This is a genomic window from Herbidospora galbida, assembly GCF_005233835.1.
Classification (GTDB): Bacteria; Actinomycetota; Actinomycetes; order Streptosporangiales; family Streptosporangiaceae; genus Herbidospora; species Herbidospora galbida.
In genome coordinates, this window is record NZ_SZQA01000018.1 from 79,290 (window position 1) to 92,330 (window position 13,041).

The window sequence follows — 13,041 nt, forward strand, 5'->3', positions numbered from 1 at the left end:
TCGTGCGTGACCTGCGGGAGCGCCCTGTTCTTCGAGATAGGTTCACAACGCGCGCCACAGGCGGCCTCCGGCCGGCCGCGTCCCGTTCAGGCAGTGGCGGCGGCTTGATCACCACCGATGACCGCGACGACCACCCCCCTGCTCCGTCTCGTTCCGCGACCCGCCTCCGCGCCCGTCATGTCGATCGGTGACCGCCCGGGGCCGCCGGAGGCGTTCACCCGTGCCATGGCCACGCTGCGCCCCGCGACCGTGCGCCCCGAGATCGAGCTGGAGGACATCCCCGCGCCGCAGCGGCTGGCCCCCTATTCGGGCGCCGTGGGCGCGTCGGTCTACCGCGACGACGACGAACTGGCCATGGGCCGGCTCATCGTCCTGTTCGACCCCGACGGCCAGCGCGGCTGGGAGGGCCCGTTCCGGCTGGTGGCCTACGTGCGCGCCGACATGGAGCCGGAGATCACCTCTGACCCGTTGCTCGGCCCGGTGGCGTGGAGCTGGCTCACCGACGCGCTGGAGACCCACGGCGCCGGGTTCGCCGCCGCGGGAGGTACGGTTACCAGAGCGGTGTCGGAGGGTTTCGGGAACAAGGACAACGATCCCGTCACGACCGAGCTGGAACTGCGCGCGTCATGGTCGCCTCTGGACGAGGATCTTTCCGCGCACGTCGCCGCCTGGTGCGACCTGATGTGCATCGCCGCCGGGATACCTCCCCTGCCGCCCGATGTCACGGCCCTGCGGCCGAGACGCACCGATGAAGAGACAGACCGGAAGACCAGTACGTGACCGATGAGACAGCCGTTCAGCCTCTGCTGGAACCTCGCGAAGGGATCCCGCCCGTCATAGCGGAGGCCGCCGACCTCGCGGCGGCCGTGAGCGCTTTCGCGGGCGGGTCCGGCCCCGTGGCCGTCGACGCCGAGAGGGCGTCCGGCTACCGCTACAGCGGCCGGGCCTACCTCGTGCAACTCCGGCGATCGGGCAGTGGGAGCGCGCTCATCGACCCGATCGCCTGCCCCGACCTGTCGCAGCTCGACGCCGCCCTGTCGGGCGCCGAGGTCGTGCTCCACGCCGCGACGCAGGACCTGCCGTGCCTGGCCGAGATCGGCTTCCGGCCACGGCGGCTGTTCGACACCGAGCTGGCCGGCCGGCTGCTCGGCTACGAACGCGTCGGCCTCGGCACCATGGTCGAGGTCGTCTTGGGCTTCGGCCTGGTGAAGGGCCACTCGGCCGCCGACTGGTCGACCCGCCCGCTGCCCGAAGACTGGCTCCGCTACGCCGCCCTCGACGTCGAGGTCCTGATCGAGCTCCGCGACGCCCTGCACGCCGAGCTGACCGAGACCGGGAAGCTCGACTGGGCCATGGAGGAGTTCGCGGCCATCCTGACCGCCCCCACGGCTCCCCCGCGCACCGACCCGTGGCGCCGCACCAGCGGCATCCACCGCGTCCGCGCCCTGCGCGGCCTGGCGGTGGTCCGCGAGCTGTGGACCATCCGTGACGCATTGGCCCGCGAGACCGACCTGGCCCCGGGCCGGGTGCTGCCCGACTCGGCGATCGTCCAGGCGGCTCTCGACCTGCCCCGCACGACCAAGGGCCTGACCGAGATCGCCCCCTTCACCGGCCGCAGCGCCCGCCGCCACCTGCGCGAATGGCTGGCCGCCATCACCCGCGGCCGCACCATGCCCGAGTCGGAGCTGCCCCAGCCGCTGGGCCCGGGCGACGGCCCGCCCCCGGCGAACCGCTGGGCCGACCGCGACCCGGCGGCGGCCAAACGCCTCGCCGCCGCCCGCGCCGTGGTCGCCGCCCTGGCCGACGAACACCGCATGCCGACCGAGAACCTCCTCCAGCCCGACGCCGTCAGGCGTCTGACGTGGGAGCCCCCGGCCGACCTCGACGAAGACGCGATCTCCGACCGGCTCCGGGCGCTTGGGGCGCGCGAGTGGCAGATCGGGCTGGCGGCCCACCCGATGTCACGGGCGCTGCAGCGACTGGAGACCAAGGGCGAGATCTAAGGGTGCTGGTGGCGGGGTCTGCCCGTCACGGTTTCGGAGCCGGTGAAATAGGCCATCCAGCCGGTCGAATTGAAATAGAGCACGGTGACTCCTCTGCCATAAAAGTCCGTCTGCCAGTCAAAGGCCACGCCAGGATAGAGGGCCCGGCTGCCGCATAAAACGGCGCCCGCCGAAAGGCCCAGGAGGTCCTCCCCGAAGCAGCCGATGGAGCCGGGGCGACTGGTCGACGTGCACCTCCGAGTCGGCGAGCGTCCGATCTGATCGGCCGCGTCAGAGGGCCACCCGACCGCCGCCCGCGCCACGACATGACCTCGACGCGACATTCACCTTTCTGGGCGGACATCCATTCCTGCATTCGCCATTTTCTGATCCTTCGCAATGCCGGGCCGTTCTGTCGGTGCGGGGTGTTTCCATGTCTCTCAGCGCCGATCGGCGGAAACACACCCCCATGAAATGAGGATCAGTCATGCCCACGGGAAAGCATTGGCGAAAGGGCCACTACGTGAGCAACCCGCGCCGGAGGAAGCACGCCTCGGGGTGGGGCGTCGCCGCCGTCATCGCCCTCGTGGCGCTGGTGGTCGTCCAGGGCCGGACCGATGACGGCGATCAGGGCACCCAGCCGGGCTCCGTCATCCCCGCCTCCGCTCCCCCGGCCGACGGCGGGGCTCCGTGAGACCTCGCCTGCTCAAGCGACTTCCCGACTTCGGGTTGGGCACGCCCCAGACCGTCGGACAGTGGACGGCCTTCGCCATAGCCGTGGGCGTCACGGGCTGGCTGGCCTTCCGGCTGATCCTGGCCGTGATCGGATTCCTCCTCGACCACTGGTACCTGGCGCTTCTGCTCTCGCTGGTCCTGATCGGCACGACAGTCGCGTGGTGGCGACAGCGGGTGCGCGCCGAACAGATCCGCAGGAGGCGCCTCGGCCAGCTCCGGCTGACCCTGCCGCAGATCGACGGCATGCGACCGGTGGAGTTCGAACTCGCCGTCCGCGACCTCATGGATCGTGACGGCCTCACCGCCCGGCACACCGGCCGCAGAGGCGACAAGGCCGCCGACGTCATCGCCCGAGACGCCGGCGCCAGAACGATCGTGGTGCAGTGCAAGCACACCACCATGGGGCGCAGGGTCGGAGCCCCTGTCCTTTACGCGGTCAACGGCACCGCGGCCGCCCTCCACCGGGCCCAGCTCGCCGTGATCGTCACGAACGGCGGCTTCACCCGCGACGCACGGCAGACCGCCCGCGAGCTCGGCATCCATCTCGTCGGGCGCGACGACCTCGAACGATGGGCCACGCACGGCGTCGGCTTCCATCGTCTCCTCAGGCTGCGCGACCCCTCAGCCGACCGTGACGCCGTCCGATGGCCGTTCTCCGCCTGGCCGGCCGACAGATTCGGCGTCAAGCCATAGCGCTCGACCTATCGAATTTCGGGCGGCGCGAGCCGCCCGAAGCCTCGGCTATGACCTGACCCAGACCGCCGTGTCCGGCGGCAGGCCGCCCTCCAGCGGCCCGCTCGCCAGGATGACCTCCCCCTCCACCGGCAGCGTCTGCGCCGACAGGTTGACCACGCACGTGAACCCCTCGCCCCGGGTGAAGGCGATCACGTCGTCGCCCCGGTCGAGCCAGGCGAAGGCGCCCCCGCGCGGGCGCGCCGCGATGGCCCGCTTGTAGAGGTTCAGCGTCGAGCCGGGGTCGGCCTGCTGGGCTTCCACGGTCAACCCGCCCCAGTTCGTCGGCTGGGGCAGCCAGGTCGACTCCGCTTCGGTGAAGCCGTAGGGCTTGGCCGTGCCGGACCACGGGATCGGCACGCGGCAGCCGTCGCGGCCCAGGCGGGCGCCCCCGGTGCGGTGGAAGACCGGGTCGTCGCGGAAGGCGTCGGGGATGTCGATGACCTCCGGGAGGCCGAGTTCCTCGCCCTGGTAGACGTAGGAGGAGCCGGGAAGCGCGAGCAGCAGCAGGGCCGCGGCGCGGGCGCGGCGGGTGCCCAGGGCGACGTCCACGTCGAGGTCGCGGCTGGCCAGGGGGCCGCCGCCGTAGCGGGTCACCGGGCGGACCACGTCGTGGTTGCTGATCACCCAGGGGGCGACCACGTCTGATTCGGCGGCCAGGCCGATCGAGGTGGTGATGGTGTGCTTGAGGGCGGCGGCGTCCCAGGCGGTCTGGAACAGGAAGAAGTTGAAGGCCTGGGGCATGCCGCCGGGGCGGAAGTAGGGCTCCAGGTGGGTGATCTCGGTGCCCCAGAACTCGCCGACGGCCGTGCGTTCGCCGGGGAAGACGTCGGGCGAGTAGGAGTCGAGGATCGCCCGCCACGACGCGTAGTGGCCGATGAGCTCGGGGCGGTGGAACCAGGGCGAGGGGCGGTCGGAGGGCGCCGGGTCGGGGACGCTCGGCAGTTCGGGGTCTTTGAACAGGCCGTGGGCGACGTCGACGCGCAGGCCCGCGACGCCCCGGTCGAGCCAGAAGCGGATGACCTTCTCGAACATCGCCGGGACGGCCGGGTTGCGCCAGTTCCAGTCGGGCTGGGAGGAGTCGAACAGGTGCAGGTACCACTGGCCGTCGGCGACCTGCGTCCAGGCGGGGCCGCCGAAGATCGACTGCCAGTTGTTGGGCTCGTCGCGGAACATGAACAGGTCGCGCTCGGGGCTGCCCGGACCGGCCTCCAGGGCCGCCTGGAACGCCGGGTGGGCCGACGAGCAGTGGTTCGGGACGATGTCGACGATCACCCGGATGCCGTGGGTGGCCGCCGCGGCGACGAAGGCGTCGAAGTCGGCGAGGGTGCCGAAGCGGGGGTCGACGTCGCAGTAGTCGGCGACGTCGTAGCCGCCGTCGGCCAGCGGCGAGGGGTAGAAGGGCGAGAACCAGACGGCCTCGACGCCCAGATCGGCCAGATAGGGCAGCCGGGCCAGGGCTCCGGCGAAGTCGCCGGTGCCGTCGCCGCTGCCGTCGGCGAAGCTCCGGGGGTAGACCTGGTAGACGACGGCGTCACGCCACCACTGACTCAACACGCACTCCCTTTTTGCTGGTCGTTTGCCTAGTTAACCAGACCCCTTGCGTTCCCGGACGGAAGCGACGTACCGTGCGGAAAGCGCTTTCCACTGAAGGAGGACCGCATGGCCGAGCTTGGCGTGGTGATGAACGGGGTCACCGGGCGGATGGGATACCGGCAGCATCTGGTGCGGTCGGTGCTGGCGATCAACGCCGAGGGCGGGGTGGTGCTCGCCGACGGCTCGAAGGTCAGGCTGCGGCCGGTGCTGGTCGGGCGGAGCGAGGCCAAGCTCAAGGAGCTGGCCGCCAAGCACGACGTCGCCGACTGGACCACCGACCTCGACGCCGCCCTGGCCGACCCCGCGAACACGATCTATTTCGACGCGCAGATCACGCAGGCGCGCGTCGAGGCGACGAAGAAGGCGATCGCGGCCGGCAAGCACGTCTACTGCGAGAAGCCGACCGCCGAGACCTCGGCCGAGGCGCTCGAACTGGCCGCCACCGCCGAGGCCGCCGGGGTGAAGAACGGCGTCGTCCAGGACAAGCTGTTCCTGCCGGGCCTGCTGAAGCTGAAGCGGCTCATCGACGGCGGGTTCTTCGGGCGGATCCTGTCGATCCGGGGCGAGTTCGGCTACTGGGTGTTCGAGGGCGACTGGCAGGCCGCGCAGCGTCCGTCGTGGAACTACCGCGCCGAAGACGGCGGCGGGATCGTGCTCGACATGTTCCCCCACTGGGCCTACGTGCTGGAGAACCTGTTCGGCTCGGTGACCTCGGTCTACGCCCACGTCACGACGCACATCCCCGAGCGGTGGGACGAGCGCGGGCAGGCGTACCGGGCGAGCGCCGACGACGCCGCCTACGCGGTGTTCGAGCTCGACGGCGGCGCGGTCGCGCAGATCAACTCGTCGTGGGCGGTGCGGGTGAACCGCGACGAACTGGTGGAGTTCCAGGTCGACGGCACTCACGGCAGCGCGGTCGCCGGGTTGCGCGACTGCCGCGTACAGCACCGCAGCGCCACCCCCAAGCCGGTCTGGAACCCCGACCTGCCCGCGACGGCCCGGTTCCGCGACGGCTGGCAGGAGGTCCCCGACAACGCCGAGTTCGACAACGGCTTCAAGGTCCAGTGGGAGCGGTTCGTCCGCCACGTGGCCGACGACGAGCCGTTCCCCTACACGCTGCGCTCCGGGGCGCGCGGCGTCCTGCTCGCGGAGCTGGGCCTGAAGTCGGCGGCCGAGGGCCGCCGCATGGCGGTGTCGTCGTGAAGACCTTCAAGAGCCGGGTCGTGTACGCCGCCGCGCACGTCGTGGCCGATCCCCTCGCCGACAACACGCCCGGCAGTCCCGCCAAGGTCGACTGGGAGGCGACCCTGCGCTTCCGCAGGCACCTGTGGTCGCACGGCTTCCGCGTCGCCGACGCCATGGACACCGCCCAGCGCAACGCCGGCCTCGACTGGGCGGCGACGAAAGAGCTGATCAGGCTGAGCGCGGCCGAGGCCCCCGACCTGGTGGCCTGCGGCGCCGGCACCGACCAGCTGACCGGCCCGGCCGACCTGACCGACATCCTCGGCGCCTACCTGGAGCAGATCGCCACCGTCCAGGAGGCCGGGGCGGGCGTGATCATCATGGCGTCGCGCCAGCTGGCGGCGGCCGCCCGGCACCCGGAGGACTACCACCGGGTCTACGGCCGCCTGCTGGCCGAGGTCGACCGCCCGGCGATCCTCCACTGGCTCGGCGAGATGTTCGACCCCAACCTGGCGGGCTACTGGGGTTCCCGGGACGTCGAGAAGGCGACCGCCGAGTTCCTGACCCTGGTGAGGGAGAACGCCGCCAAGATCGAAGGGGTGAAGGTCTCGCTGCTCGACGAGGCCCACGAGGTGGCCCTGCGCGCCGCGCTGCCGGAGGGGGTGCGCCTCTACACGGGCGACGACTTCAACTACCCGTCCCTCATCAAGTCGGGCTCCCACGCCCTGCTGGGCATCTTCGACGCCATCGCCCCTGTGGCCTCGGCGGCCCTGACCGCCCTGGACGACGGCGACCTCGACGCCTACGACCGCATCCTGGCCCCCACGGTCGACCTGTCCCGGAAGATCTTCGAAGCTCCCACCTTCCACTACAAGACGGGCATCGTCTTCCTGGCCTGGCTCAACGGCCACCAGGACGCCTTCGTGATGGTCAACGGCGCCCAGTCGGCGCGCTCCCTCCCCCACCTCCGCGAGGTGCACCGCCTGGCCGCCCGCGCCGGGCTGATCGCCGACCCCGACCTGGCCGCCGCCCGCATGCGCTCTCTTGAGGCGGTGTACGGCCGGTGAGCCTGTCACTGAACCAGTGGACGACGAAGCGCTGGACCGTCCGCGAGGCGGTCGACGGCTGTGCCCGGCACGGTCTGGAGGCCATCGGCCTGTGGCGGCAGAACGTCGCCGAACAGGGCCTGGAGGCGTCGGCGAAGCTGGTGCGCGACGCGGGCCTGCGGGTCTCCTCCCTGTGCCGGGGCGGCTTCCTGACCGGCGACGACGCCCTCGACGACAACCGCCGCGCCATCGACGAGGCGGCCGCGTTGAACGCGTCGTGCCTGGTCATGGTGGTCGGCGGCCTCCCGGGCGTGGTCCCCGGCGAACCTCTGGGCCGGTTCTCGCGCGACCTGCCCGCCGCGCGGGCGAAGGTCGCGGAGTCACTGGAGGTCCTCGCCCCCTACGCCGCCGAGGCGGGGGTACGCCTGGCGCTCGAACCCCTCCATCCCATGTACTGCGCCGACCGGGCCGTGCTGTCGACCCTGCGGCAGGCCAACGACCTGGCCGAGCCGTTCGCCAACGTCGGGGTGGTGGTCGACACCTTCCACGTGTGGTGGGACCCGGAGGTCCTCACCGAGATCGCCCGCGCCAAGATCTTCAGCTACCAGGTCTGCGACTTCCTGGTCCCGCTCCCGGCCGACGTCCTGCTGGGCCGGGGCATGATGGGCGACGGCGTGATCGACTTCGGCCCGCTGACCGAGGCGGTCGGCGCGGCCGGCTACGACGGCGACGTCGAGGTCGAGATCTTCAACGCCGACGTCTGGGCGCGCGACCCCGACGAGGTCGTGGCCGAGATGATCACCCGCTACGAACGACTGATCGCACCCACTCCCGCGCCCCGGGGATGACCTCGTCGAGGGGTTCGACCTCGGGGTGCCAGGCCTTCTCCCACTCCAGGGAGAGCCACCCCGGATAACCCCGGAGCAGGTCGCCGACCACGTCCAGTGGCACCTCCCCCAGTCCCATGGGCCGGGGCGTGGTGCCGGCGGCGTCCTTGATCTGGACGTAGGCGAGGTGCGGCCGCAGGGCCTCGTACGTGGCGGCGGGCTCCTCGCCGTTCCGCCAGGGATGCAGGACGTCCCAGATCGCCCCGGCGGCCTCGGGCCGCCCGAAGCGGTCGAGCAGCGCCCCCACGGCGGCCCCGGTGGCCATGTGGTCGTGCGTCTCGACGAGCACGCGCGCCCGGGTCTCGCCTGCGACCGCGTCGAGCCGCCGCAGCGCGGCCTCGACGTCTGAGCCGCCGGGGAAGACCCGCACCCCGAGCGCCCCGAACCGATCGGCCAGCACGAGCTGCTCCCGCAGCGCGGCGATCACCGGCCCGTCCGGCCCGGACTCGGCGATCCGGACGTATCCGCAGATCGAGACGGCCTCCAGACCCGCGTCGCGCGGATCGAGGTCCAGCGGCATGTCCTCGTGCAGCCGCAGCTCCAGCCCGTCGACCCCGTGCCGGACCGCCAGTTCGACCGCCTCGGCGAGGGAGGAGCCCGGCAGCCCGAGCGTGCTGACCGCGAACCTCATCGGGCCCGCACGCTTTCCCTGATCACGACCTCGCCCTCGACGTGGACGACCGACGGCCCGGCCTCCTCCGACAGCGCCAGTTCCACGGCCCGTGCCCCCATCTCGGCCAGTGGCAGCCGGACCGTCGTCAGGGCCGGGACCAGGTCGCGCAGGGTCGCGATGTCGTCGAACCCGGCCAGCGACACGTCGTCGGGCACCCGGATCCCCCGGTCGCGGAAGGCCGCCAGCGCGCCCACCGCCATCACGTCGTTGACCGCGAACACGCACGTCACCCCGGGGTCGATCGACAGGGCGGCGCCGTAGCCGCCGTCGCGGTCGAAGGGGCCGTGGATGATCTGCGGCGAGAGGCCGGGCAGCGCCCCGGCGAAGCCCTCGCACCGCTCGACGGCGGTGATCAGGCGCGGCGGGCCGGCCAGGACGGCGAACTCCCGGTGGCCCATCGCGTGCAGGGCCTCCGCCAGGGCGGCGGCGCCCGCCCGGTTGGCCACGGCGACGGTGTCGGCGCCGAGGAGGTCCTGCCCGACGACCGCGACCCGGCCGCCCCCGGCCCGGTAGCGGTCGAGTTCGGCGCGCAGGCCGGCGGCCGAGGGGTCGTCCATCCGCGAGCCGGCCAGGATCACCGCCCTGGCGCGCTGCGCCCCCAGAGAGGACACGTAGGCGATCTCCTTGGCGGGGTCGCGGTGGGTCGTGCCGACCATGACGACCATCCCGTGGTCTTCGGCCGCCTTCACCGCCCCGTCGGCGATGGCCGCGAAGTAGGGGTCGACCAGGTCGTGGACGACCAGGCCGATCACGTTCCCGGCCCCGCGCGCGAGCGTCTGGGCCGCCACGTTGGTGCGGTAGCCCAGTTCGGCCGCCGCCTGCTCGACCTTGGCCCGGAGCCCGGCGCCGACCTGGCGGGCGCTCCCGTTCAGGACGCGCGAGGCGGTCGCGAGGGACACCCCGGCGTGTCGTGCGACGTCTTCCAGCGTGACCACGAAGAATCCTCCCGGAAAGCGATTTCCCAGTATGCCGCACATCCGGCTAGTTACTCGCGAGTAGCATTAGGGTGTCAGCCCACGCAGATAGGGAGATACCGTGCCCGCGTCACGTGAAGTCGTCTTCGTCGACGGCGTTCGCACGCCGTTCGGCAAGTCGGGCCCGAAGGGCCTCTACGCCGAGACCAGGGCGGACGATCTGGTCGTCCGCGTCATCCGCGAACTGCTGCGCCGCAACCCGTCGCTGCCGCCCGAGCGCGTCGACGAGGTCGCCGTCGCGGCCACCACCCAGATCGGCGACCAGGGCCTCACGATCGGCCGGTCGGCCGCGATCCTGGCGGGCCTGCCCAAGACCGTCCCCGGCTACGCCGTCGACCGCATGTGCGCGGGCGCGATGACCGCCGTGACGACCGTGGCGGGCGGGATCTCCTTCGGCGCCTACGACGTCGCCATCGCCGGCGGCGTGGAGCACATGGGCCGCCACCCGATGGGCGAGGGGGTCGACCCCAACCCGCGTTTCCTTTCGGAGCAGCTGGTCGACGGCTCCGCCCTGGTCATGGGCATGACGGCGGAGAACCTCCACGACCGCTACCCCGAGATCACCAAGCAGCGGGCCGACGCCTACGCCGTGCTCTCGCAGGAGCGCGCCGCCAAGGCCTACGCCGACGGGGTGATCCAGCCCGACCTGGTGCCGATGGCCACCCGGAAGGCCGCCGAGGGCTGGGGCCTGGCCACGGCCGACGAGGCCATGCGGCCCGGCACCTCCATGGAGGGCCTGGCCAGGCTCAAGACCCCCTTCCGCCCCCACGGCAACGTGACGGCGGGCAACGCCTCCGGCATCAACGACGGCGCCACCGGCTGCATCGTCGCCGCCGAGGACGTCGCGGCCGAGCTCGGGCTGACCGGGCGGATGCGCCTGGTGTCCTACGCCTTCGCGGGCGTCGACCCCGAGCTGATGGGCGTCGGGCCGATCCCCTCGACCGAGCGGGCGCTGCGGCTGGCGGGGCTGTCGATCGGCGACATCGGGCTGTTCGAGATCAACGAGGCGTTCGCGGTCCAGGTGCTGGCCTTCCTCGACCACTTCGGCATCGCCGACGACGACCCCCGGGTGAACCCCTACGGCGGCGCGATCGCCTACGGCCACCCGCTCGCGTCGAGCGGCGTGCGGCTGATGACCCAGCTGTCGCGCAGCATGGCCGAGCACCCCGAGGTCCGCTACGGCATCACCACCATGTGCGTCGGCCTCGGCATGGGCGGCACCGTCATCTGGGAGAACCTGGCATGAGCGAACTCGTCACCCACGCGCTGGTCCGCGACGTCGAGCTCCCCTACGGCGCCGGCACGATGGCGCTGATCACCCTCGACAACGGCGAAGACCACACCAAGCCGAACACGTTCGGCGAGGGCGGCCTCAACGAGCTGCGCAACGCCCTCGACGCGATCGAGAAGCGCACCGACCTGACCGCCGTCGGCGTCACCGGCAAGCCGTTCATCTTCGCCGTGGGGGCCGACCTCAAGGAGGCCTCCACCATCTCCGGCCGGGAGCAGGCCCACCTCGTCGGGCAGCTCGGCCACGCCGTGTTCCGGCGGCTCGGGGAGCTGGCGATCCCCTCGTTCGCGTTCGTGAACGGCGCCGCGATGGGCGGCGGCCTGGAGCTGGCGTTGCACTGCACCTACCGGACGATCTCCGCCGGGGTCCCCGCGGTCGCCTTCCCCGAGTGCTTCCTCGGGCTGGTGCCGGGCTGGGGCGGGACCTACCTGACGCCCCGGCTGATCGGGCCCGAGAAGGCGATCAAGCTGATCGTCGAGAACCCGCTGTCGCAGAACCGCATGATCAAGGGGCCGGAGGCCTACGGGCTGGGGCTCGCCGACGCCCTGTTCGAGCCGGCCGACTTCCTGGAGGAGTCGCTGCGCTGGGCCGCCAGGGTGGTCAACGGCGACGTCGTGGTCGACCGGCCGGGGCACGAGGCCGCCGACTGGGCGCCCGTCGTGGCGCAGGCCCGTCAGCTGGTCGACCTGAAGCTCCGGGGGGCGGCGCCGGCTCCGTACCGGGCTCTGGAGCTCATCGAGAAGGCCCGCACGAGCGACCGCGACACCGGTTTCGCGGCCGAGGACGACGTGCTGGCCGACCTCATCATGAGCGACGAGCTGCGCGCCGGGCTCTACGCCTTCGACCTGACGCAGCGGCGGGCCAAGAAGCCGGCCGGGGTGCCCGAGGTGCCGGGCCGCGCGATCACCAAGATCGGTGTGGTCGGCGCCGGGCTGATGGCCTCGCAGTTCGCGCTGCTGTTCGCGCGGCGCCTGCAGGTGCCGGTCGTGCTGACCGACCTCGACCAGGAACGCGTCGACATGGGCGTCGGTCACGTCCACCGGGAGGTCGACGCGCTCCGGGCCAAGGGCCGCGTCACCGCCGACCAGGCCACCCGGCTCAAGAAGCTGGTCACCGGGTCGATGACCAAGGAGGCGTTCGCCGACGCCGACTTCGTCATCGAGGCGGTGTTCGAGGACCTGAAGGTCAAGCAGAAGGTGTTCGCCGAGGTCGAGGAGGTCGTCTCCGACACCTGCGTGCTGGCGACCAACACCTCTTCTCTGTCGGTCACCGAGATGGCCTCGCAGCTGCGCCACCCCGAGCGGCTCGTCGGCTTCCACTTCTTCAACCCGGTCGCGGTCATGCCGCTGCTGGAGATCGTGCGCGGCGACGCGACCGACGACGTGACCGTGGCGACCGCGTTCACGGCGGCCAAGCAGCTGCGCAAGTCGGCGGTGCTGGTCAAGGACGCGCCCGCGTTCGTGGTCAACCGGCTGCTCACCCGGTTCATGGGCGAGGTGCTGGCCTCGGTCGACAGCGGCACCTCGGCCGACGTCGCCGACCACGCGCTCGACGGGCTCGGCCTGCCGATGACGCCGTTCACGCTGCTCAAGCTGGTCGGCCCGGCGGTCGCGCTGCACGTCGCCGAGACGATGAACGCCGCCTACCCCGAGCGCTTCCCGGTCTCGGCCGCGCTGGCCACGATGGTGTCCACCGGCGGCGACACGCTCCACCCGGGCCGGGGGTTCGTCTCGAACGAGCAGGAGGTGCGGGAGCGGGCGCTGCGCGGGCTGGCGGAGGAGATCCGCATCATGCTCGACGAGGGGGTCGTCTCCGCGCCGCAGGACATCGACCTGTGCCTGATCCTGGGCGCGGGCTGGCCGTTCCACCTGGGGGGCATCACGCCCTACCTCGACCGGACCGGCGTCTCCGAGGCGGTCAACGGAGCCCGGTTCCTCCCCTAG

General features: G+C 72.0%; 12 protein-coding genes. 9 read left to right on the top strand and 3 right to left on the bottom strand.

Annotated features, from left to right (window positions below):
• Positions 1-177: 177 nt before the first annotated feature.
• From FDA94_RS19500 to FDA94_RS19515, 4 genes are all read left to right on the top strand, one after another.
• Entirely contained in the window at positions 178-780 is a 603-nt protein-coding gene (locus FDA94_RS19500; RefSeq protein ID WP_137248569.1) for a DUF3000 domain-containing protein, read from the top strand.
• On the top strand, positions 777-2,003 hold the full coding sequence (locus tag FDA94_RS19505; protein WP_137248503.1) for an HRDC domain-containing protein: 1,227 nt from the start codon (positions 777-779) through the stop codon (positions 2,001-2,003). The genes FDA94_RS19500 and FDA94_RS19505 overlap by 4 nt, the downstream gene beginning before the upstream one ends.
• 466 nt (positions 2,004-2,469) lie before the next feature.
• Positions 2,470-2,676 (top strand): hypothetical protein, encoded by a 207-nt coding sequence (locus FDA94_RS19510; protein WP_137248504.1) that lies wholly within the window; start codon positions 2,470-2,472, stop codon positions 2,674-2,676.
• Positions 2,673-3,410 (top strand): restriction endonuclease, encoded by a 738-nt coding sequence (locus FDA94_RS19515; RefSeq protein WP_137248505.1) that lies wholly within the window; start codon positions 2,673-2,675, stop codon positions 3,408-3,410. Before FDA94_RS19510 ends, FDA94_RS19515 begins: the two co-directional genes overlap by 4 nt.
• 48 nt (positions 3,411-3,458) lie before the next feature.
• Here the strand turns inward: FDA94_RS19515 and FDA94_RS19520 are convergent, their stop codons facing one another.
• Positions 3,459-5,006: an alpha-amylase family glycosyl hydrolase gene (locus FDA94_RS19520; RefSeq protein WP_137248506.1), complete on the bottom strand. Its 1,548-nt coding sequence runs from the start codon at positions 5,004-5,006 to the stop codon at positions 3,459-3,461.
• 105 nt (positions 5,007-5,111) lie between these two features.
• Between FDA94_RS19520 and FDA94_RS19525 the strand changes: the two genes are divergently transcribed.
• The 3 genes from FDA94_RS19525 to FDA94_RS19535 are packed head-to-tail and all read left to right on the top strand — an operon-like array spanning position 5,112 to position 8,121.
• A complete protein-coding gene (locus FDA94_RS19525; protein ID WP_137248507.1) occupies positions 5,112-6,248 on the top strand; it encodes a Gfo/Idh/MocA family protein in 1,137 nt (378 codons plus the stop codon).
• Positions 6,245-7,294: a dihydrodipicolinate synthase family protein gene (locus FDA94_RS19530; protein WP_137248508.1), complete on the top strand. Its 1,050-nt coding sequence runs from the start codon at positions 6,245-6,247 to the stop codon at positions 7,292-7,294. Before FDA94_RS19525 ends, FDA94_RS19530 begins: the two co-directional genes overlap by 4 nt.
• The gene (locus tag FDA94_RS19535; protein ID WP_137248509.1) at positions 7,291-8,121 is read left to right on the top strand and encodes a sugar phosphate isomerase/epimerase family protein; all 831 of its coding nucleotides are present in this window, start codon (positions 7,291-7,293) and stop codon (positions 8,119-8,121) included. The genes FDA94_RS19530 and FDA94_RS19535 overlap by 4 nt, the downstream gene beginning before the upstream one ends.
• On the opposite strand, the gene FDA94_RS19540 is transcribed toward FDA94_RS19535, so the two are convergent.
• Positions 8,072-8,791, bottom strand: a complete 720-nt coding sequence (locus FDA94_RS19540; RefSeq protein ID WP_137248510.1) for a sugar phosphate isomerase/epimerase family protein — start codon at positions 8,789-8,791, stop codon at positions 8,072-8,074. The two genes, FDA94_RS19535 and FDA94_RS19540, sit on opposite strands and share 50 nt — an antisense overlap.
• Complete coding sequence (locus FDA94_RS19545; protein ID WP_425460159.1) at positions 8,788-9,768, bottom strand: LacI family DNA-binding transcriptional regulator; 981 nt, start codon at positions 9,766-9,768, stop codon at positions 8,788-8,790. Before FDA94_RS19545 ends, FDA94_RS19540 begins: the two co-directional genes overlap by 4 nt.
• A gap of 100 nt (positions 9,769-9,868) precedes the next feature.
• Here FDA94_RS19545 and FDA94_RS19550 point away from each other — a divergent pair, with 100 nt between their 5' ends.
• Both FDA94_RS19550 and FDA94_RS19555 read left to right on the top strand, forming a co-directional pair.
• Positions 9,869-11,053: a thiolase family protein gene (locus tag FDA94_RS19550; RefSeq protein ID WP_137248512.1), complete on the top strand. Its 1,185-nt coding sequence runs from the start codon at positions 9,869-9,871 to the stop codon at positions 11,051-11,053.
• On the top strand, positions 11,050-13,041 hold the full coding sequence (locus FDA94_RS19555; protein ID WP_137248513.1) for a 3-hydroxyacyl-CoA dehydrogenase NAD-binding domain-containing protein: 1,992 nt from the start codon (positions 11,050-11,052) through the stop codon (positions 13,039-13,041). Before FDA94_RS19550 ends, FDA94_RS19555 begins: the two co-directional genes overlap by 4 nt.